This window comes from Dyella terrae, assembly GCF_022394535.1.
Taxonomy (GTDB): domain Bacteria; phylum Pseudomonadota; class Gammaproteobacteria; order Xanthomonadales; family Rhodanobacteraceae; genus Dyella.
In genome coordinates, this window is record NZ_CP089414.1 from 1,320,862 (window position 1) to 1,347,400 (window position 26,539).

At 63.4% G+C, this 26,539-nt stretch carries 12 protein-coding genes; 3 read left to right on the top strand and 9 right to left on the bottom strand.

The window, feature by feature from the left end:
* Nucleotides 1-4: 4 nt before the first annotated feature.
* Nucleotides 5-1,516 carry a carbohydrate porin gene (locus DYST_RS05465; RefSeq protein ID WP_239950601.1) on the bottom strand — a complete coding sequence of 504 codons (1,512 nt, stop codon included), beginning with the start codon at nt 1,514-1,516 and terminating at the stop codon, nt 5-7.
* 286 nt (nt 1,517-1,802) lie between these two features.
* Here DYST_RS05465 and DYST_RS05470 point away from each other — a divergent pair, with 286 nt between their 5' ends.
* Nucleotides 1,803-3,914 (top strand): TonB-dependent siderophore receptor, encoded by a 2,112-nt coding sequence (locus DYST_RS05470; RefSeq protein WP_239950602.1) that lies wholly within the window; start codon nt 1,803-1,805, stop codon nt 3,912-3,914.
* Nucleotides 3,915-3,958: 44 nt separating this feature from the next.
* Here the strand turns inward: DYST_RS05470 and DYST_RS05475 are convergent, their stop codons facing one another.
* The 4 genes from DYST_RS05475 to DYST_RS05490 are packed head-to-tail and all read right to left on the bottom strand — an operon-like array spanning nt 3,959 to nt 10,315.
* Nucleotides 3,959-4,582, bottom strand: a complete 624-nt coding sequence (locus DYST_RS05475) for a TetR/AcrR family transcriptional regulator (RefSeq protein ID WP_239950603.1) — start codon at nt 4,580-4,582, stop codon at nt 3,959-3,961.
* A complete protein-coding gene (locus DYST_RS05480; RefSeq protein ID WP_239950604.1) occupies nt 4,579-5,976 on the bottom strand; it encodes an efflux transporter outer membrane subunit in 1,398 nt (465 codons plus the stop codon). The genes DYST_RS05475 and DYST_RS05480 overlap by 4 nt, the downstream gene beginning before the upstream one ends.
* The gene (locus DYST_RS05485) at nt 5,969-9,112 is read right to left on the bottom strand and encodes an efflux RND transporter permease subunit (protein ID WP_239950606.1); all 3,144 of its coding nucleotides are present in this window, start codon (nt 9,110-9,112) and stop codon (nt 5,969-5,971) included. Before DYST_RS05485 ends, DYST_RS05480 begins: the two co-directional genes overlap by 8 nt.
* A gap of 12 nt (nt 9,113-9,124) precedes the next feature.
* The gene (locus DYST_RS05490; protein WP_239950608.1) at nt 9,125-10,315 is read right to left on the bottom strand and encodes an efflux RND transporter periplasmic adaptor subunit; all 1,191 of its coding nucleotides are present in this window, start codon (nt 10,313-10,315) and stop codon (nt 9,125-9,127) included.
* A gap of 709 nt (nt 10,316-11,024) precedes the next feature.
* On the opposite strand from DYST_RS05490, the gene DYST_RS05495 reads away from it, so the two are divergent.
* Both DYST_RS05495 and DYST_RS05500 read left to right on the top strand, forming a co-directional pair.
* Complete coding sequence (locus DYST_RS05495) at nt 11,025-11,837, top strand: sulfotransferase family protein (RefSeq protein WP_199048663.1); 813 nt, start codon at nt 11,025-11,027, stop codon at nt 11,835-11,837.
* 66 nt (nt 11,838-11,903) lie between these two features.
* A complete protein-coding gene (locus DYST_RS05500) occupies nt 11,904-20,537 on the top strand; it encodes an autotransporter-associated beta strand repeat-containing protein (RefSeq protein ID WP_239950610.1) in 8,634 nt (2,877 codons plus the stop codon).
* A 60-nt stretch (nt 20,538-20,597) separates the two neighbouring features.
* Here the strand turns inward: DYST_RS05500 and DYST_RS05505 are convergent, their stop codons facing one another.
* The 4 genes from DYST_RS05505 to DYST_RS05520 are packed head-to-tail and all read right to left on the bottom strand — an operon-like array spanning nt 20,598 to nt 26,398.
* Nucleotides 20,598-22,085: an efflux transporter outer membrane subunit gene (locus tag DYST_RS05505; protein WP_239950612.1), complete on the bottom strand. Its 1,488-nt coding sequence runs from the start codon at nt 22,083-22,085 to the stop codon at nt 20,598-20,600.
* Nucleotides 22,082-25,267 (bottom strand): efflux RND transporter permease subunit, encoded by a 3,186-nt coding sequence (locus DYST_RS05510; protein ID WP_239950614.1) that lies wholly within the window; start codon nt 25,265-25,267, stop codon nt 22,082-22,084. Before DYST_RS05510 ends, DYST_RS05505 begins: the two co-directional genes overlap by 4 nt.
* Nucleotides 25,264-25,806: an efflux RND transporter periplasmic adaptor subunit gene (locus DYST_RS05515; RefSeq protein WP_239950617.1), complete on the bottom strand. Its 543-nt coding sequence runs from the start codon at nt 25,804-25,806 to the stop codon at nt 25,264-25,266. The genes DYST_RS05510 and DYST_RS05515 overlap by 4 nt, the downstream gene beginning before the upstream one ends.
* Nucleotides 25,718-26,398, bottom strand: coding sequence for an efflux RND transporter periplasmic adaptor subunit (locus DYST_RS05520; protein WP_239950619.1), 681 nt, complete (start codon nt 26,396-26,398; stop codon nt 25,718-25,720). Before DYST_RS05520 ends, DYST_RS05515 begins: the two co-directional genes overlap by 89 nt.
* Nucleotides 26,399-26,539: the final 141 nt, after the last annotated feature.

The window sequence follows — 26,539 nt, forward strand, 5'->3', positions numbered from 1 at the left end:
CACCTCAGAACAGGATATTGGTACGCAACCCAAGCACCAGCTCGTTGCCGATGCGACGCGTGGGTTCGTTAGGGTTGGCTATCCCGCCACCGGGGTTGAAGACGTATTGAAGATCCGGCTGCAACTGCCACCACGGCCGAAGCTGATACTGGTAAGTCATCTCGACATAGGTTTCGGAGCTGCGGATCGGGTTGTAGCTGTTGGGGTCGATCAGCTGGGCAAAGTAGGCCGTGTCGCGATCAGCCCCGGCGATACCTGTGGAGACACGCACGTAACCCATGCCGACGCCGAACGTATCGTCCGCGCGGTTTCGAAACGGTTCGTGCAGCACAACGCCCGCGTTCATGCTGAAGCGGATGAAGTTCCGATCGTTCTGCGGCGTTCCCATCACGCGACCAAACGCATTGAAGGTGTGATTGGGATCGGTGCTGCTACGCCAGAGCATCTGATCGGCAACGGCATACAAGGAAAAGTTGCCCTTGTGGTTCGCCGCAACACCGTTGCTCTGCGGGTTCGCCAGCGCCACGCCTTGCGTGTCGTATCGCTGATCCGCAAAGCTTTCGGTGTCGTACCAGGCGCCGAGTCGATACGTGCGCGCCAGTGGAGCCGATTCGCCCGGATACACCATGCTACCCAGCGACGGATAGGCGTACTGCAATTCCGCCATGATCAATCGCCCACCACCTAGCGGGAAACTGGTGCCAGAAGGATTGGTCTGCTGCGGATCGCCTTGGTTGTTCTTTGTAGGGCTGCCGTTGAACACGCCCACCAGAAGGTTGATGGAATCCACGGGGCGATAGCGGAACCTGACACCGAGCGCCGACAGCGGATAGGCAGGGCCGCCTCCCGGCATGTTGTACGAGGGCAACGCGGGCCAGCCGAACATCGTATTGACGAAGTACGACGCGTTGCTGCTGACGATAAATTCTTGATCGACACTTTGCTGGCCAACCTTGATGTCCAGCCGATCTTCTTCCAGGAACTTCTGGTCGTACCACATCTCCCACAAACGCGTCGCGCGATCTGCTTCGATGCCGCTGGCGGTTTGAATGGTCGAGAGATTGTTGGCACTCAGGTTCTGGCCGTGGATCTGGAGCGCGCTGATGTTGAACAAGCCGCCGTACCAGCCGATGCCACGGCGCGTGTCCCACTGCATGATCATCTGCGTGAGGCCGTCGTACTGGGCGCCGCGCTGCGTACCGCCCGTCGCGTTGCCCAACACTTCACTGGTCTCCTGGATCGCCAGTGAGATGCCGTACTTGCTCAGCCCACTGCGCAAGCCAAACATGTCGCCAAGCATAAAGTTGCTTCGCTTGAGATCACCCAGAAAGCTCGCGAGGTTCTTGGATTGACCATTGACCTGGTCGGAGCTGATCGGCACCGACAACGGCGGAACACCGGCCCACGCGTCGCCTGTTGCGACCAGGCCCACCGAGCCCACGCCAAGTGCTGCCAGGAACACAGCAGACGCGCTGCGCCCATCCAACGTCCCTTTACGACTGCGCTTTCGAAACATGCCTGCCCCTTTGCAGAAAGCTTGTCCCCAACTTGAGCGGCGCAGCATAGATCAGAACGCTTTCGCGAATCATTCGCATTACTAGTCAACTTCCGGCAACGCGCGGTAAAAGTCCACGCTTTCGCAAGAACTTGCAGGCATCGTGACAAGGCCCAAGGGAGCCATTGCCGCAGACACGCAGCAAGAAGTTGATTCAAAAATAGGAATCATTATCATCTTGCGCTTCGCAACCCATGAGCCGTGCCCCATCCGAGCCACGGCCACGTCGCCCCGGGAACAACGACTGATGTCCGCCCTCTTCTCCAGAAGCGCGCTTCTGGCAGCCATGACTCTGGCCCTGGCCTCCCCGGCTTATGCCGACGACCAGACCGACAACGCGACCACGCCTGCATCCACGACACCCCAGAAGGACGACAAGAAAAGCGTCGCCCTCGAGGCTGTCAATGTCGTGTACTCCACGACCAAGACGGAAACCCCCGCGGTCAAGATCCCGCAGTCGGTAAGCACCGTCACGCCTGATCGTATGCAGTTGTATGGCATGCAGGGCCTGGACGAAGCCGTCCGTTATCTCGCTGGCGCGTTGGGTGGCAGCTATGGCGCTGACCCGCGCAGCGACTGGATCCTGGTGCGCGGTTACGACCCCGCCAAATTCCTCGACGGCCTGGCGCTGCCCAGTGGCGCGTGGACGGCGGATTCACGCATCGAGCCGTATGGCCTCGAACGCGTCGAAGTGAACAAAGGCCCGTCGTCAGCCATGTATGGCCAGTTGCCACCCGGCGGCATGATGGACATGACGAGCAAGCGCCCTAGCCTGGATGCTCCGCACGAAATCATCGCGACCGTGGGCAGCTTCGGTCAGAAGCAACTGGCTGGCGATACCGGCGGACAGCTCGACAGCGACGGCCATTGGCTGTGGCGTTTGGTAGCGCTGGCCCGGCAAGGCGACTCGAACATCAAGCATTCGAAGGATGATCGCTACTACTTCGCGCCCAGCCTGACCTGGCAACCGGACGACAACACGTCATTCACGCTGCTGCCGCGCTACCAGCGCGCCCTGTCCGACGGCGTGGGCGGCTTCCTCCCATCGCAGGGCACGCTCTACCCCAACCCGAACGGACAAATTCCGCGTGACGTGAATCCCGGCGAGCCGGGATACGACCACTACTGGAAGACCGACGAATCGATCGGTTACGCCTTTACGCATCGCTTCAACGACACCTGGTCGTTCCGCCAGGATCTGCGTCTGCAGAATGAAAAGGTGGACCACCGCTCCATCGGCAGCCTGGGCTTGCAGGACGACCTGCGCACGCTCAACCGCTACAACTATCCGTTGGTGGACCACGCCAACGTGTTCGCCGTGGACAACCAGGTCGAGGCCAAATTCGACCAGGGCAACGTGCAGCACAACGTGCTGATGGGCGTGGACTATCTGCATAGCCACAACGATTACAAGTCGGGTTATGCCTCGGCCCCGCCGATCGATATCTTCGACCCGGTCTACGGGCAGCCCATCGCACCGGCACCGTACACGTTCCACACCAACAGCTTGCTGGAGCAGCTGGGCGCTTATGTGCAGGACCAGATCACCATCGGCAAATGGGGCATCGTTGCCAGCGGCCGCGAGGACTGGGTCAGCAACGACGTGAAGGACCTGATCGCCAACACGCGCGACAAGCAGAACGACAACGCGTTCTCCGGTCGCCTGGGCGTCAACTACACCACCGACATCGGGCTGGTGCCGTACGTCGCCTACTCCCACTCGTTCAAGACCACGGTGGGCACCACGTTTGACGGCAACGCGTACAAACCGATCACAGGCGACCAGTACGAAGCCGGCCTCAAGTACCAGACGCCCGACGGACGTACGCTGATCACCGGCGCCGTTTACCAGCTCACGCAGAAGAACTCGCTCACGGTCGATCCCAATAACCTGTTCTTCCAGTTGCAGCAGGGACAGACGCGCACGCGTGGTGCGGAACTGGAGGCGAATGTAGCCGTGACGGACCACCTGAGCATGACCGCTGCGTACGCCTATACGGACGCCAAGGTCACTCACGCCAACGATGCCACGCTAGGCAAGCAAGTCGCATTCGTGCCCAAGCAGCAGGCATCACTGTCGGCCGACTATGGAGTCCACGAGGGTGTTCTCGCCGGCCTGGGTTTCGGTGGTGGCGTCCGTTTCATCGGCGAGCATTACGGCGATGCGTTCAACCAGTACCGCACCGGCGGCTACACACTGTTCGACGCCAATGCGCACTACGACATTCAGAACTGGCGCTTCCAGGTCACGGCGGCGAACCTGTTCGATCGAGAGTACGTATCGGCGTGCAACAGCGCTATCTGGTGCTACTACGGCTACCCGCGCGAGATCACCGTTTCCGCGCGTTATCGCTGGTAACCCGCCGTGATGTCCCGCCGCGATCAGCGCGGCGGGTACGTCAGTTATTTCCAGAGCAAATGCGGCATCACGTCGTTCAATGCCGAACGCAGCCAGTCCATGTCCAGCCCCGGATCGCGCGCCGCGCGCACGGACAGGCCTTCGAACAGGAAGGTCAGCACCAGCGAGCGCTGGCGCGCCAGCTCTGCCGACATACCAAAACCACCGTCGGCCACCGGCCGCATCAAGATCGCCTGCATTTCAGTACAGAACAGCTGATCGGTCTGGTGCATAGCCTTCGCCACCGCTTTGTCACGGGTGGCTTCCGCGCTGGCCTCCAGAAACAGCGCAGCATTGGTGATGCGCATGTCGGGCTTGGGATGCGTCCAGGTGTCGAACGTCTCCACCAGCATCTCGGTCATGTCCATCGATGCATTGAAGGCGCGCATGTCCTCCAACTCGATCTCGGTCTGGCGCTCGATGATGGCCAGCACGATGGTGCTCTTGTTGGGAAAGTAGCGATAGATAAGTCCCGCGCTCATCCCGGCCGCTTCAGCGATGTTGGCCATGCTCGCTGCGTGGAAGCCGTATTTGACGAAGCAATGCTGCGCAGCCGTGAGGATGCGCTCGCGTTGCTCCCTGGCGCGTTCGCTCAGGGGTTTGTCGTCGGATGTCTTGCGTTGACTCATGGTGCTCGTTCGTTCCAGCCGCCTCCCAGCACTTTATACAAAGTAACCCGATTGGTCTGCTCGGCCAGTCGCGTCGCAATAAGTTGCTGCTGCGCGCTGTACAACGAACGCTGCGTCACCAGCGACTCCAGGTAGCTGTCGCGCCCTGCACGGTAACGGGCCTTCGACAGTTCGTCCGCTCGTGCCGCAGCACTCTCCAAGGCCTCCTGTGCCTGGCGTTGATCGGCCAACGTGCGCGTCAGCACAAGCGCGTCAGCCACTTCGCGAAAACCGGTCTGGATCGCCTTCTCATACTGCGCCAGCGCAATCTGCTGGTCGGCCTTGGCGCCCGCCAACTGTGCGGTGAGTCGACCGCCCTGGAAGATCGGCACGGTGATCTGCGGCATGAAGGTCCATGTGCCGCTGCCGCTCTTGAACAGGCCGGAGAGATCGTTGCTGACCGTTCCCACGCTGCCAGTGAGCTGGATGGAAGGGAAAAAAGCCGCACGCGCCGCGCCGATATCCGCATTCGCCGCGCGCAACAAATGCTCCGTCTGCAAAATGTCCGGCCGGCGCAACAGCACCTCGGAAGGCAGGCCGGCGGGCAATGCACCCAGCATGGTTACATCGCCATCCAATCCGTCAGGCAGTAGTGCATCGTCCAACTGTGCGCCCACCAACAGACGCAGCGCGTTGGTGTCCTGCGCCACCAGCCCCGTGTAGCGAGCCATATCGGCGCGCGCACTTTCCACCGTAGTCTGCGCCTGGCTCAGATCCAACTGCGAGGCTGCGCCCAGGATGTGCCGCTTGCTCGTAAGCTCAAACGAGGCTTCCTGATTGTCACGCGTGGCCTGGGCCACCTTCAGCGACTCCTGATCCGCCGCCAGCGTGAGGTAGGCGTTGGCGACCTCCGCGATCAGGCTTAGTTGCGTGCTGCGCCGCGATTCGTCCTGAGCCAGGTAACGCTCCAGCGCGGCATTACTGAGCGAGTTCACGCGACCGAACAAATCCAACTCGAAGTTGGTCGTGCCCAGATCGGTGCGATATTGCTCGCTCAACGGCTGACCGCTCACGCCGGTGCGCGTCGACTGGCCCGTGACGTTGACCGACGGCACGCGGTCGGCGCGCTGAATGCGGTACTGAGCGCGCGCCTTCTCCACATTGAGCACGGCGACGCGCAGATCGCGGTTGTTGTCGAGCGACAGCTCGATCAAGCGCGCCAGCTTGGGATCGGTGAAGAACTGGCGCCAGCCGATGTCCTCTGCACGACCCGGCTCGGCGGCGGTAGCTTCCGGCAAGGGCCACGACGCCGGGATACCAGCCTGCGCAGCCGGCAGTTTGGGCGCCATGCTCACACAGCCGCCGAGGGCCAGGGCGATGGCCGCGCAGCACGCGGCCAGGATGGGCTTACTCATGGATGGTTTCTCCCGCCGCCGGCATGTCGCTGACCGGAGCTTTTTTCTTGCCGAACACGCGCCTCACCATCACGAAGAACAGCGGCACGAAGAAGATGCCCAGCGCCGTGCCGGCGACCATGCCGCCCAACACGCCGGTGCCAATCGCGCGCTGTGCGCCCGAACCTGCGCCGCTGGCGAGCGCCAGCGGCAACACGCCCAGGCCGAAAGCCAGCGAGGTCATCAAGATCGGGCGCAGACGCGTACGCACCGCTAGCAACGTCGCGGCGATCAGGTCCATGCCCTTCTCCAGGTTCTCCTTGGCGAACTCCACGATCAGGATGGCGTTCTTGCTCGACAAACCCACCGTAGTGAGCATCGCGACCTGGAAATACACATCGCGATCCAAGCCGGCGAGATACGCCGCCACCACCGTGCCGAGGATGCCCAGCGGCGCCACCAGCAGCACAGCCGTTGGAATCGTCCAACTCTCGTACAGGCCGGCCAGACACAGGAACACCACCAGCACGGACAGCGTGTACAACAGCGGCGCCTGTGCCCCGGCCTCACGCTCCTGATACGACTGACCGGTCCATTCCATGCCAACGCCACGCGGCAATTTCGCCACCAGCTTCTCCACCTCCGTCATGGCATCACCTGAACTCACGCCCGGCGCGGCCTCGCCGTTGATCTGCATGGCGGAGACGCCGTTGTAGCGCTCAAGACGCGGCGAGCCGAAATCCCAACGTGTGTTGGCAAAGGCGCGGAACGGCACCATCGCGCCGCTCGCGTTACGCACCGACCACTTTTCGAAGTCTTCCGGCGCCATGCGAAACGGCGCGTCGGCCTGCACGAACACACGCTTTACGCGGCCGCGATCCATGAAGTCGTCCACGTACTGACCGCCCCACGCCATCGTGAGGGTGTCGTTGATGTCGCCAATGGCGAGGCCCTGCGCTGCGGCCTTGCGGTAATCCACGTCGATGCGGAACTGCGGTGTGTCGTCCTGGCCATTCGCACGCACGTTGGCCAGCAACTTGCTCTGGGCCGCTGCCTGCAGGAATTGATTGCGAGCCTCCACCAGAGCCGCATGGCCGAGGCCGGCGTTGTCCTTCAGATAGAAGTCGAAGCCCGCTGAGTTACCCAGCTCCGGCACGGCCGGCGGCGCGAAAGCGAACACCATCGCTTCCTTGATCTGGCTGAAGGCGCCCATGGCGCGCCCGATCACCGCATCCAGACTCAGGTCGGCCTTGTGGCGCACGCTCCAGTCCTTCAACTGCACAAAGGCCATGCCCGTATTCTGGCCGGCACCGGCAAAACTGAAGCCTTGCACCGAAAACACCGAGTCGACCGCCGGATCGTCCATGAACTGCTTTTCCACGCGTGCCATCACGTGGGCAGTGCGCTCGGTGGTAGCACCTACCGGCGCCTGCACAATGGTGAAAGCAAAGCCCTGGTCTTCCATCGGCAGGAACGAGGTGGGCAAGCGCAGAAACACCACCACCATCGCCGCACTCATCGCCACGAACACCAGCAGGAAACGCCGGCTGCGCGCGATGATGCCGCCCACGCTGCGCTCGTACTTCAGCGTGCCCTGGTCGAACTTGCGGTTGAACCAGCCAAAGAAGCCACGCTCGGATACGTGGTGACCTTTGGCGATGGGCTTGAGCAAAGTTGCGCACAGCGCCGGTGTCAGCACGAGGGCCACCAGCACCGACAAGGCCATCGACGACACAATGGTCACCGAGAACTGGCGATAGATCACACCCGTGGAGCCGCTCAGAAAGGCCATGGGCACGAATACCGCCGACAACACCAGCGCAATACCCACCAGTGCGCCGGTGATCTGCGTCATGGATTTACGCGTGGCTTCGAGCGGTGAAAGCCCCTCCTCGCTCATCACGCGTTCGACGTTCTCCACCACCACGATGGCATCGTCCACCAGCAAGCCGATGGCCAGCACCATGGCGAACATGGTCAACATGTTGATCGAGTAGCCCATGGCCGCGAGCACGCCAAACGTGCCCAGCAGCACCACCGGCACCGCGATGGTCGGGATCAGCGTGGCCCGGAAGTTCTGCAGGAACAGATACATCACCAGGAACACCAGCACGATCGCTTCCAGCAGCGTCTTGATCACGCCCTTGATCGACACCTTCACGAACGGCGTGCTGTCGAACGCGATCACCGATTTCACGCCGCGCGGGAACGAAGGCTCCATCTGCTTCAACGATGCCTGCACGCGCTCCGCTGTTGCCAGCGCATTGGCACCGGAGGTGAGTGAGATTGCGATACCGGTGGCCGGCTTGCCGTTGAACTTGCTGGTGAAGCCATAGTCCTGCAGGCCCAGCTCCACGCGCGCCATGTCGCCCAGCGTCAGCACCGAACCATCGGTGTTGCTGCGAACGACGATGTTGCGGAACTGCTCCGGCGTCTGCATGCGCTGTTGCGCAATCACCGTGGCGTTGAGTTGCTGACCCTTCACCGCCGGGTTGCCGCCAATCTGGCCGACGGCCACCTGCTGGTTCTGCGCACGCAACGCCGTCACCACTTCCGCCGGTGTCAGCTTGTAGGTATCGAGCTTGTTCGGGTCCAGCCAGATACGCATGGCGTACTTGGAGCCGAACACTTCGATATTGCCCACGCCTTCCACGCGGCTAAGCGGATCCACCACGTTGGCAGAGACAAAGTCCGAGATGTCTTCGCCATCCAGACGTCCATCCTCGGATACAAAGCCCACCACCATCAGGAAGCCGGAGCTGGACTTGACCACGTTGATGCCCTGCTGCTGCACGATCTGCGGCAGCAGCGGCGTGGCGAGCTGCAGCTTGTTCTGCACCTGCACCTGGGCGATGTCGGGGTTGGTGCCGTTCTCGAAGGTAAGCGTCACCTGCACGGAACCATCGGAGTCGCTGGTGGCGGACATGTAGATCAGGCCGTCCAGGCCCTTCATGTTCTGCTCGATGATCTGCGCCACCGAGTCTTCCGCCGCCTGCGCGGAGGCACCCGGGTAGTTGGCGTTGATGGTCACCTGCGGCGGCGCGATCACCGGATACTGCGAGATAGGCAAGCGTGTCAGCGACAACGCACCCGCAAGCATGACGATGATGGCGACGACCCACGCAAGGATGGGGCGATCGATAAAAAACCTGGCCATGGGTAGAAGTCCTTAGTGGGCCGTCGATGCCTGTGCCGACGCGGCAGGCGCGCCAGCTGCAGCAGGTGCGCCCGCTTCAACGGCGTGTACCGGCATGCCGGGCTGGATCATCTGCAAGCCTTCCACGATCACCCTGTCGCCGGTCGACAAACCGCTCTCGACCAACCACTGGTCACCGATGGTGCGGCTCACCTGCACGTCGCGCAGCGCGACCTTGCCGTCCTTGTCCACCAGCATCACGGTGGCACCGCCCTTGGGGTCGCGTGCGATACCGGCCTGCGGCACCAGTAGCGCCTTAGGATTGGTGCCCTTGTCCAGCACGGCGCGCACATACATGCCGGGCAACAGCGCATGCTCGGGATTGGGCACGATCACACGCAGCGCGAAGCTGCCCGTGGTGGGGTCTACGCTGACATCGGAGAACTGCAGCTTGCCTTCGTGCGTATACGGCGTGCCGTCTTCCAGCAAAATCTTTACTGGTGTGCCGTCCGACTCTTTCAGCGCGCCGGCAGCGATCTGCTTCCGCAGCGCCAGCAACTCGCCACTGGACTGGGTGACGTCAACGAACACCGGATCCAACTGCTGCACGCGCGCCATCGGCTCGGACTGATTGGCAGTGACCAGCGCACCCGGCGTGACGCTGGACTTGCCGATACGACCGGTGATCGGCGACACGATACGCGCGAAGGCGAGCGTCACGCCGGTGCTTTCCACCGAAGCCTGCGCCGCCGCCACGTCCGCCTCGGCTTGCTGCCACGCCGCGGTGGCATTCTCGTTGTCCTGCTTGCTCACCGCATCGATGCGCGCCAGCTCGCTGGTGCGTTTGGCGTTGAGCTGCGCGGAGTACAGCGCGGCCTTGGCCTTGGCCAACGCCGCCTTGGCGTTGTTGTTATCGGCGCGGTATTGCGCATCCTCCAACTGATAGAGCGCCTGCCCCGCCTTCACCATCGCGCCCTCTTCAAACAGACGCTGCTTGATGATGCCGTTGACCTGCGGCCGCACCTCGGCGATCAGGAAGGCATTGGTGCGTCCCGGCAGTTCGCGGGTGACGGTGACCTGTTGAGGCTTGAGCGTCACCACCGTGACTTCGGCGGGGCCGCTCTGGGGCGCCTCGGCCGAACCGCCGCAGGCAGCCAGCAACAGCGTGGCGGACGCCAGAGCGCCCCCCAAAAGAGGGCGCAAAAATTTACGTGCGAGCGACATGGCGGGGGCCTTGTACCCGTGGGGACGGGTAGTTCAGAAATGAGGGTGAATGATCATTCTCATTTTGATACTGATGAGTAGATTTAGTCAATCACTGCCCGATGAGCATGCCATCGAGAGGTAAGGCCTTGGCAATAGGTCATAAGTTGCCTGACGCGGAGCCAACTTTTCCGCGTAACCAGGTATTGGCCAGCTCCCAATCCGGGTGTCTGACTTCGTCCAAGGCACGCCGAGGCCGCAGAAGGATGGCCTCGGACGGGCGTAGAAATTTTCGCCTCAGACTTGTCCGCTGGCCCACTTAAGGGTGGGGACAAGGCTATAAAGGACGTCCATGTGCCATGGGGCGCGTGGCTATCCGCCCTGCCGGACGTGGTGTCACCCGGCGTCGCTGTGACCGGCATCGAGGCGACCACACTCAACGCAACGCTGCATGCGCGTGACCAAGTAGCCACCCACAAAACGAAGGCGACGGACATCAGGTGACATGCGCCGTCGTTTTGCCAGTAACACCGACGCACGTGCAACAACGTCGCGAGCGCATGGCACCGTTCACCCACACGCGCCTGTTCGTGGCGAAGTCAATACGACGAGAGCATGACCGCTACCCCTGATATCGGGATTTCCAGGTACCACCGTCTTTGATACTGTGAAATGTGTCACACGGGGGGCGACAAGGCTGTCGACCGTGCAACTTCATGGGAGGGGGCCCATGTTCCAACGCATACATTTTATTTCCGGCCTGCCACGGGCCGGCTCTACATTGCTGGCCGCGTTGTTGCGCCAGAATCCTCGCTTCCATGCGGACATGAGCGGTCCACTGGCCGGCTTGTTCACCTCGATGCTCGGCGAGATGAGCGGGCGCAATGAGTTCTCGGTATTCATCGACGACGCCAAGCGTCAGCGTCTGCTGCGCGGCCTGTTCGACAACTTCTATGCCGACCAGCCGGCGAGCGTGATATTCGACACCAGTCGCGCCTGGTGCGCGCGCCTGCCTGCCCTGGCCACGCTGTTTCCCGACAGCCGAGTGATCGCCTGCGTGCGTCAGGTGCCGTGGATCCTGGACAGCGTGGAGCGACTGGTTCAGAAGAACGCCTTCCTGCCCTCTTCCATTTTCAACTACAGCGCCGGCGGAACCGTCTACTCCCGCGTCAATGGCATCGCCGGCTCCGACGGCATGCTGGGCTACGCGTATGACGCGCTGAAAGAAGCGTTCTACGGCGAACACGCCAAACGCCTTCTGTTGGTGCAATACGAAACGCTGGTGAGCAACCCGGCCATGGCATTGGCAGCGATCTACGATTTCATCGGCGAGCCGGCGTTTACGCACAACACGGAACATGTGGACTTCGACGCCTCCGAGTTCGACGCCAAGGCCGGCACGCCCGGCCTGCATGCGGTGCGTCCCCGCGTGGAGGCGCGCGAGCGTCCCACGCTTCTTCCGCCGGACCTCTTCCGCCGTTTCGAAAACGACGCCTTCTGGCGCGATCCGAATCTCAATCCGCACGGCGTACGCATCGTCTGACGCACACGCCTGCTGACCGACATCGGCGGTCAGGCGTTTTCGCACATCTTCTACAGGGGCAGTCTCATGAACCGTATCTACCGGCTTGTCTGGAATCGCGCGCTGCGCGTCATGCAAGTGGCTTCCGAACTGACCTATGCGCCGCGTGGCGGTTGCACGACAACGAGCGTGACGCTGCAGCGTCGCCGTCCGTTGGCGCTGGCCTGCGTCACCTTGTTGGCATCGACCGCCTGGGCGGCGCCGGCATGGTCCGCCGTGACGTGTCCGACGGGCGCGATACTGATCAACGCCACCGGAACCACCGGTGGCACCGGCGCCCCAGGCACCGCCGGCTACGGCAGCAGCGTCAACAACGCAACGTTGTGCGTCGCCAGCGGCGCATCGTCCAATGGCGGCGCTGGCGGTGCCGGCGCGCCCGGTGGGATGAACCCAGCAGGCGGCGGTGCCGGCGGAGCGGGTGGCACCGGCTTCAACGTGAGCAGCCTCAATACCAGCCTGACCAACGCGGGCAACATCCGCGGCGGCGCCGGTGGCGCGGGTGGCGGCGCCTATTACGCCGGCGGCGGCGGCGGCAGTGGCGGCACCGGTGTCAACATCAGCGGCAGCGGCTCCAGCCTGAACAACGGTGGCACCATTAACGGTGGCGTTGGCGGCAACGGCGGCACCAGCACGGGCGGCTATGGCGTCGCTCGTGGTGGTGCAGGCGGCGCGGGTGTCAGTGGCAACGGTTTCAGCCTGACAAACGGCGGCGTCATCAATGGCGGCAACGGGGGCAACGGGGGCACCGGAGGCACGGTGGGCAATGGTGGCGTTGGCGTCGTTACCACGGGTGGTTCGTCAATCACCAACAGCAACACCATCCAGGGCGGCAAAGCCAGCGGCGGCACGGGTGCGCAGGCCGATGCGGTAGATCTGTCCGGCGGCGGCAATACGCTGACCCTGCAGAACGGCTACACGTTCACCGGCAATGTGATCAGCACGAGCGGTACGCTCAATGGCGGCGACACACTCGTATTGGGTGGCGTCGCGAATGGCACATTCAACGCCTCAGCGATTGCCCCTGGGCAACCCACGTCCTACAGCGGCTCCACGCAGTACTACGGCTTCAACAGCTATCAGGTCAACGGCACCGGCGTGTGGACCTTGAACGGCACCACCGGAGCCCTGACACCGTGGACCATCAAACTGGGAACACTGGCGGTGTCGAGCGATGGTGCGCTCGGCAGCACGCTTGGCGCGGTCACCCTTGACCAGGGCGGCACGCTGGAAGCCACCCAGAGCTTCGTGCTCAGTCACGCCCTCACCCTGGGCGCCAATGGCGGTGGCAACCTGCGGGTGGACGCTGGCGCCAACCTGCTGGTGGCTTCACCCATCAACGGCACCAGCGGAAACTTCAATGCCGAAGGGCCCGGCATTCTCACGCTCAACGCCAACGTCAGCACCAGCATCGGTAATCAAACCTATGGCGTGGGTCAGGTGATGCTGGGCAACAACCTCAGCCTGACCAGCGCCAGCTCGATCACCATGCGATCCCCGCTTGATGGCGGCTACAGCCTCGCGATCACCGCGCCGATGACCACCCTTGGTGGAACCATTGGCAGCAGCAACGCGCTGACCTCGCTGAGCGTCACCGCAACCACGGGCGCCACGCTGGGCGGCAATGTCTCCACCTCGGGTGCGCAGACGTACAACGCTGCGGTGACACTCGACAACAACACGACGCTCAGCAGCAGCAGTGGGAACGTCACCCTTTCCTCCAGCGTCGACGGCACCTATGGGCTGACCATCCATGCCGGGGGCAACGCAGCCCTGGGTGGCGCGGTGGGCAGCCTTACACCGCTCAACAGCCTGAGCGTCAGCGGCAACAGTGGCATTACCTTGGGTGGAAACGTCACCACGACGGGCGCGCAGATCTACAGCAATGGTGTGACGCTGCTGGGCAACGTGACAGCCACGAGCGCCGGCAATGGCGCGATCAATTTTAGCTCGACAGTCAACGGCAATTACGCACTGAACGCGAACACCGGTGGAGCAGTGAGCTTCGGTGGCGCGATCAGCGGACTGACCAGTCTTTCCACGAACAGCGGAAGTTTCACTGCAACTAACGCGCTCAACATCGCTGGCCCTCTGTCGATCACTACGCTCAACAGTGCCATCACCCAGTCCCAAGGCTTTACCGTGGCGGGCGCGTCGTCCTTCAGTGCTGGAGACGCCGCGATCACGTTGAACAACATAAGCAACCAGTTCACGGGTGCGGTGAGCCTGAGCAACACCGGCGCCAACAACGTGATGCTGACCAATGGCGGACCGCTGACACTCGGCAATGTGACGGTAGGCAACGGTTCCCTATCGCTATCAGGCAACGGTATATCGCAATCCGCCAGCACTGCGATCACACAAGCCGCCAGCGCGGGATCGATCACGCTCAACAGCGGTAGCGCTATCGCGCTGGCCAACACAGGCAACAACTTCACTGGCGCACTCTCGGCCACGGGCACTGCCATATCCCTCTACAACGCGAGCAACCTGACGCTCGGCGCCATCAACGCCAGCGGCCCCCTGCTGCTGTGCTCGGGCGGCAATATCGTGCAGACAGGAACGGGCTTCATCGCGACGCCACGTATGGCCGGCACATCCACCGGCGCGATGACGCTGACGTCCAGCAACAACAGCATCGCTCAACTGAGCAATATTGCCGCCAACGGCTTCAGCCTGACCAACGGCAGCGCGTTGTCGGTGGTCGGTCACGTTGACGGTGGGTCGGGTGGTACAAGCGTGAGCACCACCAGCGGAACACTGGACATCAGTCCGGCCAGTACGGTGGGAACAGGAACCGGCACGGTGGCGCTGGGCGCCGCTGGCGCACTGTCGATCGAGGGTGCTGTCAACGGCAATGCCGTCACATTGAATGCCGCCGGAAACACCGTGCTCGCCGGCACCATGAGTGCCTCGGGTGCCAGCGGTACGACCATCAACAGCGGCACCTTGCAGGTAGGCAGCGGCGGCACCACGGGCACGCTCACCGGCAACGTAACCAACAACACCGGGCTGATCTTCAATCACAGCGACAACGTGAGCTATGCCGGCGCGATCTCCGGCAGCGGCTCGCTGACGCAGCAAGGCACGGGCATCCTGACATTGACGGGCGACAACACTTACAGCGGAGTGACCACGATCAACGCGGGCACGCTGGCCTTGACGGGCAGCGGCAGCATCGCCAGTTCTTCCATTGTGAACGTGGCAAGCAGCGGCACGCTCGACATCTCGACTACGACCAGTGGTGCGTCGATCAGCTCGCTCGGCGGCAGCGGCAATGTCACCCTCGGCCAGCAGTCGCTTACGCTGACCGCCGTCAACGGACCCTTCTACGGCGTAATCAGCGGCACGGGCGGCCTCACTGTGCTTAATGGCCCCATATTCCTCACAGGAAACAACACCTATACCGGCCTGACCACGATTGGCAGCGCCGGCTTCGTATGGGTGGGCGGCGGCGGGCAGACCGGTTCGATCATGGGCGACGTGGCGAACGACGGCGCATTCGAGTTCGATCTCACCAGCAACTACACCTATGGCGGCATCGTCTCCGGTGCCGGCCAACTGGTTCTGCAAGGCACAGGGACGGTGACTCTGACCGGCATCAATACCTACTCCGGCTTCACCTGGATCGGCACCGGCACGCTGGCCTTGTCGGGCAGTGGCAGTATCGCCAACTCCTCCTTTGTGGACGTGAACGACAGCGTCTTCGACATCTCCGGCACCACTGCCGGCGCATCGATCACGTCGCTGACGGACAACGGCAGCGTCGTTCTTGGCCAGCGAACGCTCACGCTGAACAACGCCAGCGGCGACGCCAACAGCAATTTCAGCGGCACCATCAGCGGCAGCGGTGGCGTGGCCCTGCAGAACGGCACGGAAACCTTCAGCGGCGTCAACACCTACTCCGGCATCACCGCGATCAATGGCGGCACGCTGGCCTTGTCTGGCAGCGGCAGCATCGCCAGCTCGTCCGACGTAAACGTGGCAAGCGCCGGCACACTCGACATCTCGACCACGACCAACGGTGCGTCGATCAGCTCGCTCGATGGCAGCGGCAATATCACTCTCGGCCAGCAGTCGCTTGCGCTGACCGCCGCCAACGGCAGCTTCAGCGGTGTGATCAGCGGCTCAGGTGGTGTCACCTTGCAAGCGGGTGCGGAAACGCTCACCGGAAACAACACCTATACCGGCGCCACCACCATTGGCAGCCCTGGCACGCTGACGCTCGGCAATGGCAGCACCAGCGGTTCGATTGCCGGCAATGTGGCGAACAGCGGCGCGCTGGTGTTCAACCGCAGCGATGCGGTGGATTTCAGCGGCGTGATCTCCGGTACGGGCACGCTGACTCAAGCCGGCAGTGGAACGCTAACGCTTGACGGCAACAGTGGCGGTTTCGGCGGTAGCACCATCGTGTCGTCGGGCACCCTGGTAATCGGCAGCGTTGCCGGCAATGGCGCAGCGCTGGGCGGCAACGTCACGGTGGATGCCAACGCTACGCTGCGTTGCCACGGCACCATCGGCGGCAATGTCGACCTGTTGTCCGGCGGCATCGTGGAGCCGGGCGATTCCATCGGCACGCTCACCGTCAACGGCGATTTCAGCGCGGCGCAGGGCAGCCTGCTGAACTTTTCGTTTGGCGCTCCCGGCACCACTCAGCAGACCCTCGGCAGCGGCGACAGCATCCACGTCGGCGGCAACCTCAGCTTGAACGGCGCCACGCTGAACATCACCAATGCCGGCGGCATGGGTGCTGGCCTGTACAACCTGTTCGGCTACAGCGGCACGCTCACCGCGGCGAATGGCGGCCTGACGCTTGGCTCCGCCCCCGCTGGCGAGCAGCTGCAGTTGCAGTACCTCACGTCACAGAAGCAGATCAACCTGATCGATAGCACCGGTTTCACGCTCAATGCGTGGAACGCCAACGGCCAGGCGTCGGCAACGCAGATGGGCGGTGGCAGCGGCACCTGGTCCGCTACCTCGCCCATGTGGACCACCGTCACCGCCAACCTGCCGAACGGCGCCATGCAGCCGCAGCCGGGCTTCGCCCTCTTTGGCGGCACGGCAGGCACGGTGACAGTGGACAGCAGCGCAGGCAGCGTCAGCGCCACCGGCATACAGTTCGCCGTGAATGGATACACGTTGAACGGCGACACGCTCACGCTCGTGGGCAGCAACGGCAACGCACCGGTGATCCGCGTTGGCGACGGATCCAGTGCAGGCGCCAGCATGACGGCGCGCATCGACAACATCGTGGCAGGCAGCGATGGCCTGACCAAGGCCGACCTGGGTACCTTGGTACTGAGTGGCGCCAACACCTATACCGGCGGCACGACGATCAATGGCGGCACGCTGTCCATTTCCAGCGACGCCAATCTGGGCAATGCCGCAGTCGGCATCACATTCCAGGGTGGCACGCTGGAGAACACGACCGCATTTTTCACGACTCGATCGATGAACCTGGCGGGCAACGGCACCCTGCAAACGGATGCTGACCTCCTTGCCTCTGGCACCATCGACGGTAGCGGTGCGCTCACCAAGAGCGGTGCGGGTACGTTGACGCTGCTGGGTGCCAATACGTATACCGGCAGCACCACGATCAGCGCGGGCACGTTGGCACTGGCGGGCCCTGGCAGCATCGCCGACTCGTCCAACGTGAACATCGCGTCCAACGCAACCTTCGACATCGCGGGCACGAGCGGAGCCTCCATCGTCTCGCTCGGCGGTAGCGGCAATGTCCTGCTTGGCCTGCGCTCGCTGACCCTCACCCAGGCCAACGGTAGCTTCGCCGGTGTGATCGCCGGCCCCGGGAGCCTCACGCTCACGGGCGGCACCGAAACGCTCAGCGGAACCAATGCCTACAGCGGCATCACCGCGATCAATGGTGGTACCCTGGCGTTGTCGGGGGCTGGCAGCATCGCGCACTCTTCCGACGTGAACGTTGCCGCCAACGCGACGTTCGACATCTCGGGCACCAAGAATGGCGCGTCCATCGTGTCGCTCGATGGGAGTGGCAACGTCAACCTGGGGCAGCAGTCGCTCACGCTTACCCAGGGCAGCGGCAGCTTCGGCGGCGTGATCGGCGGCACTGGCGGCCTGATCATGCAGAACGGCTCGCAAGTGCTCACTGGCGTGAACACCTACAGCGGCGTCACCTCGATCACGGGCGGCACGCTGGCGCTCTCGGGCCATGGCAGCCTGGCAAGTTCGTCGGACGTCAACGTCACGGGCAGCGCGCTGTTCGATATCTCTGGCACAACGAACGGCGCGTCGATCGTTTCGCTGGACGGCAGCGGCAACGTCAATCTGGGCCGACAATCGCTCACGCTGACCGGGGCCAAGGGCAGCTTCAGCGGCGTCATCGGCGGCGTTGGCGGCCTCAACCTTGCGGGTGGCACCGAAATCCTCACCGGCACCAACACGTTTGCCGGCACCACCGCCATCGGCAGCGGCAGCACGCTGCAGATCGGCAACGGCGGCACCACCGGCTCGATCGCAGGCAATGTCACCAACAACGGCTCGCTGGTGTTCAACCGTAGCAATGCGGTGAACTTCGCCCGAGCGATCTCGGGTGCTGGTGCGCTGACGCAGTCCGGCAGCGGCACGCTCACGCTGAGCGGCGCCAATACCTATGCGGGAAGCACCACCATCAGCGCCGGCACGCTGGCGCTGTCCGGAAACGGCAGCATCGCGCAATCGTCCAGCGTCAATGTGGCGGGCAACGCCAGCTTCGATATCTCTGGCACCACCAGCGGCGCGTCCATCGTCTCGCTCAACGGTAGCGGCAATGTCAGCCTCGGCCAGCAGTCGCTCGCGCTGACGCAGGCCAACGGCAGCTTCGGCGGTGTGATCGGCGGCAGTGGCGAGCTGATTCTGCAGGGCGGCACGGAAAGCCTCACCGGTGCGAACACCTATACCGGTGGCACGGTGATCAACGCCGGTACGCTGAAGGGCAATACGGTCAGCCTGCAAGGCAACATCGTCGACAACGGCAACCTGGAGTTTGACCAGGCAAGCGATGGCATCTACGCAGGCGTGCTTTCCGGTGCAGGCAACTTCACCAAGTCCGGCACCGGCATGCTGGTGCTCAATGGCCAGAACAGCTTCACTGGCGTGACGTCGATCACTGCTGGCACGCTGGAAGTGGGTGACGCGGCAACGCCGGGAGCTTCGCTGGGTGGCGCGGTTAATGTAGGTAACCAGGGCACGCTGCGCGGACACGGCACGATCAACGGCAACGTCGTGAACAACGGCGTCGTCCGCCCCGGTGGCTCCATCGGTACGCTGACCATCAACGGCAACTTTACCCAGACCAGCACCGGACAGTTCCAGGTGGATACCGCTGCGGATGGCACCGGCAGTCGCCTGGTCGTCAACGGTGCCGTGTCGCTGGGCGGCAGTGCCCTGCTCATCTTGCCGTCCTCGGATTGGAAGGCCAATACCAACTATGAACTGTTGACGGCGACCGGTCCGATTACCGGGCAGTTCGCCACCGTGTCCTCGAACTTCGCCTTCGTCAATCCCACGCTGCAATACGGGCAGAACGACATCGGCCTTACTCTCGCCCGCAACAACGTCACCTTCCCTTCCGTGGCAGGAACACCCAATGCCAAGGCGGTTGCCTCGGCAGCGGAGTCACTGGGCGCGGGCCAAGCCGTTTATGACACCGTAGTCACGCTGGACAACGCTACGGCGGTGAAGGCGTTCGAGCAGTTGCAGGGCGACATCCACGCCAGTACCCGCACGGCCATCCTGGAAAACGACCGATACGTGCGCGACGCGATTGGCGCCCATCTGCAGGGCGTGTCGAACCACGCGACCAGCCAGACGGCAAGCAATGATGCTGGCGTCACCGCCTGGACGTCGGCGTGGGGCCACTGGGGCTCGCACGACAGCAACGACAACACCACTGCGTTGGACAGCAATGGCAGTGGCGTGGTGGTGGGCGCGGATCTCGGTGTCGCGGGCAACAGTCGCCTGGGCACGATATTGGGATCCGGCCAGGGAACCGCGCGCAGCACGACGCCCGATACCTCGGCGCATCATCTGGACACCTACGCAGGCCTCTACGGCGACACGACCTTGGGCGCTGTCCGTCTGCAGGGTGGCGCGGTGTACGGCTGGCAGAAGATCAACACGTCCCGCACGCTCGCATTCGGCAACGTCAACGGAAACGCTGACAGTCGCTACAACGCAAACACCACGCAGGTGTTTGCCGATGCCAGCTACGAGTTCGCGCTGGGCCGCTCCACCATTGCACCGTTCGCTAACATCGCCTACGACCGCATCAGCACCGATGCGGTCCATGAGAACGGGAACGTGGCCGCGCTGGATGTCGCCAGCGACGACAGCACCGTCACCGTGAGCACACTCGGTGTGCGCGGCAGTTTCCAGCTCGATGATCGCGGCGGCTTGCGCGCCAACGTAAGCGCCGGCTGGCAGCATGCGTCCGGCGATGTGACGCCTGTGGCCAATGAGCGCTTCGCTGCCGGTGGCAATGTGTTCTCCGTGTCGGGTGTGCCGCTGGCCAAGAACGCAGCGGCGATCAGTGGTGGCATCAGCTTCCAGGTCACGCCCAGCGTGACGGTGGACGCGACCTACGGCGGCCAGTTCGGCCACCAGGCGACAGACCAGTCCGCGCGCATGAGCCTGACCTGGATGTTCTGAGTCCAGACGCAAGATCTGAGCGGGCCGGTCGCGTGAGCGACTGGCCCGCTCTCCTTCTACTCAAGGTTGCGCACCCGACGATCGCGCAGCGCCTCGCTGCATGTCAGCCGTTTCATCGTTGGGTGTGCCCATCGCTTGATACAGCGCGGCAGTATCGATCAGGCGTGTCGCCGTAGCTTGGATGGCCTGCACGCGCGCATTCTGCCAACCCGATTCGCTGGCGAGCGTCACGGGATAGGACGCCGAACCCAGCCGATAGCGTCGTTGCGTATCGTCAAATGACTGGCGCGCGGAAACTTCGCCGTTCTGCGCTGCACGCAACGCCAACGCGTCCTGATCGAGTGCGGTGAGCGTGTCGGCCACGTTCTGGAAGGCACCCAGCACGGTTTGCCGGTACTGCGAAATGGAAGCCTCATAGCTCGCGACCGCCGCTTTGCGCTGCGCCCGCAGCGCGCCGCCGTGGAAGATCGGTTGAGTGATTCCCGCGGTGGCTCCCCAGATGGTCCCGGCGCCGGTGAACAGCTTGGCGCTGTCGAACGCACCCGTACCCAGCGAAGCTGTCAGCGAGAGGTGCGGAAACATGTTGCCGGTAGCGACACCGACCTGTGCAGAAGCCGCGCGCACCGCCGCTTCCGCGGCCAGCACATCCGGTCGCTGGCTCAGCAGATCGGAAGGCACGAGCACCGGCACCTCGGCGGGCAAGGTCAAGCTGGCCAGTGACAACGGCGCAGGCGCCTGGTCCGGCGTGCGCCCCAGCAGTACGGCAAGCGCATGGCGTTCGTGCAGCGCCTGCGCACGCAGGCCAGGCAGGCTGGCATCGATGGAGGCGGCGTTACGTTGGGACGCGAGCACGTCTTCCTGCGCTACCGCACCGAGCTTGTGCGCCTTCCCGGACAGGGCCATCTGTTCGCGCGCAAGCGCTGAGAGCCGTTCGGTGGCACTCACCTGCTCCGCCAATGCCGACGCCCGCACGGCGGTGATCACGATATTCGCGGCCAGTGCCCGCTTAGCGGCATCGAACTGATAGGACTGCGAATCCACCTGCGCTGCTGCCTGCTTCACTTCGTTGCGGGAAACGCCGAACAGATCGAAGTCGTAGCTCAGTTGTAGCTGTCCGGCGTAGACATCGTAGACGTTGGTGGGCCTGCCGAAGTTCGGCAGGCCTAGCGCTCGCTGGCGACCCACCTGGGTGGCCGCGTCGAGCGAAGGCCACAACGCGTCACCCACTTGGGCGCGATATTGCTGACGCACCGATTCCAGCGTGTGGCGTGCGGCATCCAGTGAAGGGCTGTGCTGTAGGCCTTCATCGACCAGTGCATCCAGTTCGCTCGAACCGTAAGCCTTCCACCATTCCGGCACGGCGCGCGTACCCAGGCTGAACTTTTGCGCCACTCCCGCGGCTTCCGCACTGGTGGGGGGTGTCGGTGTGGCGGTATAGCTGGCCGGTTCCGGTGCCTTTGACGGCCGCGCTGGCGGCGCAAACGAACAGCCGGCCAATGCGATGGCCACGCCAAGCGTCACCATGCGTAGAGGAACAGAGCGCATCATGGGGCGATCTCCTTCGGCGTTTCGTCAGCACGCACGCGGTACCACACGGCGTACAACGCCGGCAGATAGAACAAAGTGAGCACGGTCGCCACGGTGATACCACCCATCAGCGACGTAGCCATCGGGCCGAAGAAGTTGCTACGCAACAGCGGGATCAACGCGAGCACCGCGGCAGCGGCCGTGAGCGTGATGGGCCGGAAGCGGCGCACGGTGGCGCCCACAATGGCCTCCCAGCGCGAATGGCCGTCGCGGATGTCCTGCTCAATCTGGTCCACCAGGATCACCGAGTTGCGCATGATGATGCCGAACATGGCGATGGTGCCCAGCATCGCCACGAAGCCGAACGGCTGGCGAAACACCAGCAGCGACACGATCACACCGATCAGGCCCAGCGGTGCGGTGAGCACCACCATGAAGGTGCGGCCGATGCTCTGCAGTTGAATCATCAACAACGTCAGCACCGCAATGGCGAGCAGCGGCATCTGTGCGTTGATGGAGCCCTGCGCCTTGGCGTTCTGCTCTACCGAACCGCCCACTTCGATGCGATAGCCCACGGGCAACTGGCTGCGCAACTCACCCAGCTTTGCATCAATGGCGTTGGTGACGTCCAAGCCCTGCGCGCCGTTGCGCGTGTCGGCCTGTACGTTGATCGATGGCTGGCGATCGCGCTCCCAGATCACGCCATATTCCAGCCCGTAGCGCACATGGCCGAGCTGGGCCAGCGGAATCGCCTGTCCGTTGGACGTGGGCAGCGCGAGCTGCTCGATCTGGTCAGGATGCACCCGCTCGTTCTTGGGTGCGCGCAGGTCGACGGCGATCAACTTGTCACGCTCGCGGTACTGCGTAACCGTAGTGCCCGACAACGACATCGCCAGGAAATTGGCCACATCCTGCGAGCTGACACCCAATTGGCGTGCCCTGGCCTGGTCGATCTCGAAACGCACCGAGCGCTCGGCCGGCTCGTCCCAGTCGAATTGCACGTTGCGCGTGCGTGGGTCGGCGCGCATCACCGCAGCGACTTTCTCGGCAATGCCACGCACCGTCGCAATGTCGTCGCCATCGATGCGGAACTGCACGGGAAAGCCCACCGGCGGACCGTTCTCGAGACGGCTGACGCGAGTACGAACAGCGCTGAAATCACGCGACAGCACGCCATCAAGGTAGCCCGCCAGCGCCTCGCGCTTTTCCACGTCCTTGGCCGTTACCACGAACTGCGCGAAGTTGGGTTGCGCCAACTGCTGATCCAACGGCAGATAGAAACGTGGCGCACCGCTGCCCACGAAGCTGACGTAGTTGGCGACATCCTTGCGATCCTTCAGTACGTTTTCCATGCGCTTGACCTGGGCCAGCGTGGCCTCGAACGAGGCGCCTTCCGGCAACCGCAGATCGACAAGCAACTCTGGCCGATCCGAACTCGGGAAGAACTGCTTGGGCACCAGCCCGAAACCGGCCATCGACACCACAAAAAAAGCCACCGTCACCACCAATACCGGCACGCGATGCTTCAGGCAGGCGTCGAGCATTCGACGGAAGCGCTGGTAGAACGCCGTCTGGTAGATGTCGATATCGCCACCGTGCGTCGGCGCGACCAGCGCCTTCGCACGACGTGCATCGCGCCAGCGTGTTGGCAGAAAACGCGCCCACCACTCGTCGCCCGGCTTCGTCCGCGCGTGATGCTCGGGCAGCATGTGATAGCCCAGCAGCGGAATCACGATCACCGCCGCCAGCCATGACACCAGTAGGGCGATGGCGGAGACCTCGAAGATGGAGCGGGTGTATTCGCCCGTGCCGGATTTCGCCAGCGCAATGGGCAGGAAGCCGGACACCGTCACCAGCGTGCCGGTGAGCATGGGAAACGCGGTACTGGTGTAGGCAAACGCGGCGGCACGCAGGCGACTCCAGCCTTGCTCCAGCTTCACCGACATCATCTCCACCGCGATGATCGCGTCGTCCACCAGCAGGCCCAAGGCCAGCACCAGCGTACCCAGCGATACCTTGTGCAAGCCGATGCCAAGCAGCTCCATGCACAGCGCTGTGGCCGCCAGCACGAAGGGGATGGAGATAACCACCACCATGCCCGTGCGCAAGCCTAGGCTGAGCAGGCTGACCAGCAGCACGATGCCGACGGCTTCGGCAACCGATTCGAGGAAGTCATCCACCGAATGCGACACCGCGTGCGGCATGCTGGTCACTTCATTGAGCTTGAGGCCAGCGGGCAGGCGCTTCTGCAGGTCCACCGTGGCCTTGTCCAAGGCCTTGCCCAGGTGAACTACATCGCCGCCGGGCTGCATGGTGATGCCAATGCCCAGTACGTCCTTCGACATGAAACGCATCTGTTGCGTCGGCGGATCGTCGTAGCCGCGCCGGATGGTGGCCACGTCGCCCAGACGGAAGCTTTGGCCATTGACGCGCAGCAGGGTGTTCTCCAATGCAGCAACGTCACTGAACTGCCCCGTGGGGCGTACAAACACGCGATCGTCGCCGGTGGTGATGACCCCGGCTGAGGCCACGGCATTCTGCTCGTTGATGGCCTGCGCGATCTGTTGCGGCGTGATGCCTAACTGGGACAGGCGCGCGTTGGCGATCTCGATGGTGATGCGCTGGTTCTGGTCGCCCAGAAAATCCACCTTGCCCACGCCCGGCACGCGCAACAACTCGGCGCGCAACTGATCGGCGTAGTCGTGCAATTGCGCCGGCGAGAAACCGTCGCCTTCCAGCGCGTAGATGTTGGTATAGACGTCGCCGAACTCGTCGTTGAAGAACGGCCCCTGCACGCCCGGCGGCAATTGCGTGGCAATGTCGCCCACTTTCTTGCGTACCTGATACCAGGTATCCGGCACGCTGGAAGCCGGAGCGGAATCCTTGATGTTGAAGAAGATCAGCGATTCACCTGGACGCGAGTAACTGCGCAGGAAGTCGATCGACGGTGTTTCCTGCAGCTTGCGCGAGATGCGGTCGGTGACCTGCTCCTGCACCTGCTTGGCATCCGCACCGGGCCAGAACGTCTGCACCACCATCACCTTGAAGGTGAACGGCGGATCTTCCGACTGCGACAGCCGGCTGTACGACAGCATGCCGAACACGGCGACCATCACCATGACGAAGAACACCAACGACTGGTGCCGCAACGCCCAGGCCGAGAGATTGAAGCGACCTTCCTCGTGGGGGGCCGGGGCCGTCATAGCGGGCGGTCCTCGGGATGCGGCGGATCGATCGGCGCAACCTTCTCGCCGGCACTGACTGTGTGCACGCCCTGCATCACCACGCGCTCACCGGCCTTGATGCCATTGCTTACCAACACGTCGCGCTCGCCGTAGCGCAGCACGGTCACGGGGCGAAGCTCCAGCGTCATATCTGACGGACGCACCACCCACACGGCCGGTTGCTCGCCTTGGTGGAACAACGCGGTGGCCGGCAGGCGAACCGAGGGGCTGGTCTGTGAGGAGATTTGCAGCGCGACCGCCGCTGTCATGCCCAGGTGCACCTGCGGCCCGACATCATCCAGACCCAGTTTGACGCGGTAGGTGCGACTGACCGGATCGGCGGCTGGTGCGATGTCACGCACGTGCGCCGTCAGCGCTTTGCCATCCGCCGGGGACAGAACGACGCTCGCCGACTGGCCCGGCTTGATCTCACCGATGCGGCTTTCGGGCACGTCTACGAACACGTCCCGCTCGCCCGACCAGGCAAAGCCGAACACGGCCTGGCCCGCCGCCAGCACCTGCCCTGACTTCCGCCTGTTCGCTGGTGATCGCGCCATCGCGGTCGGCTACCAAGCTGGTGTAGTGATGCTGGTTCTGCGCCAGTTCGAGCTGCTGGCGGGCCTGTATCTGGTTAGCCAAGGCGGAGGTATAGGCATCACGCGTCTGCTCCAACTGCAGTTGGCTGATCAGGTTTTCCTTCGCCTGCGCTTCGTCGCGATCGCGCTGCTGGGTGGCGAACACCAGCCGGTGCTCAGCCGCGTCCAGAGCGGCGCGCGCGGCAGCTTCGTTTTTGCTGGCGTCGGCGTCATCGAGGCGTGCAAGCACCTGCCCTTTCTTTACGGTGTCGCCCAGGTGCGCCTCGCGCGACACCAGTTGGCCAGGCACGCGAAAGGACAACGGCATTTCGTAGCGCGCGTGGATGTCGCCGGGAAAGCGCAGCACGTTGGCGCCATCTGCCGCCAGAGCCGGCAAGGCGATGACAGGGCGCGCCGCTTCGGCGTCATGGGCGGATTGGCCACAGCCAGACAGCAAGACCAGCGCTGCCGCCATGCCAAGCCACGCCGCGGATCTGCGCGCGAAACCGCGCACGGGGAAGTCGGGAAGGTTCACGAGCCGTTCCTGATGGGGATGGGGGATTCAGGTGCGCCAGCTCCGCCGGAACACCCTTCATACGCCAATGAACTCTAATACATAGTTGTATCTGAATTCAAATAAGCATTCAAATGATGACTTTCGGCACAGGTGTTACCA

Coding starts and splice junctions, on each gene's coding strand:
- DYST_RS05485 (WP_239950606.1), bottom strand. CDS start 9,112: ATGGCCAGGTTTTTTATCGATCGCCCCATCCTTGCGTGGGTCGTCGCC.
- DYST_RS05505 (WP_239950612.1), bottom strand. CDS start 22,085: ATGATGCGCTCTGTTCCTCTACGCATGGTGACGCTTGGCGTGGCCATC.
- DYST_RS05510 (WP_239950614.1), bottom strand. CDS start 25,267: ATGACGGCCCCGGCCCCCCACGAGGAAGGTCGCTTCAATCTCTCGGCC.
- DYST_RS05490 (WP_239950608.1), bottom strand. CDS start 10,315: ATGTCGCTCGCACGTAAATTTTTGCGCCCTCTTTTGGGGGGCGCTCTG.
- DYST_RS05500 (WP_239950610.1), top strand. CDS start 11,904: ATGAACCGTATCTACCGGCTTGTCTGGAATCGCGCGCTGCGCGTCATG.
- DYST_RS05465 (WP_239950601.1), bottom strand. CDS start 1,516: ATGTTTCGAAAGCGCAGTCGTAAAGGGACGTTGGATGGGCGCAGCGCG.
- DYST_RS05470 (WP_239950602.1), top strand. CDS start 1,803: ATGTCCGCCCTCTTCTCCAGAAGCGCGCTTCTGGCAGCCATGACTCTG.
- DYST_RS05480 (WP_239950604.1), bottom strand. CDS start 5,976: ATGAGTAAGCCCATCCTGGCCGCGTGCTGCGCGGCCATCGCCCTGGCC.
- DYST_RS05475 (WP_239950603.1), bottom strand. CDS start 4,582: ATGAGTCAACGCAAGACATCCGACGACAAACCCCTGAGCGAACGCGCC.
- DYST_RS05495 (WP_199048663.1), top strand. CDS start 11,025: ATGTTCCAACGCATACATTTTATTTCCGGCCTGCCACGGGCCGGCTCT.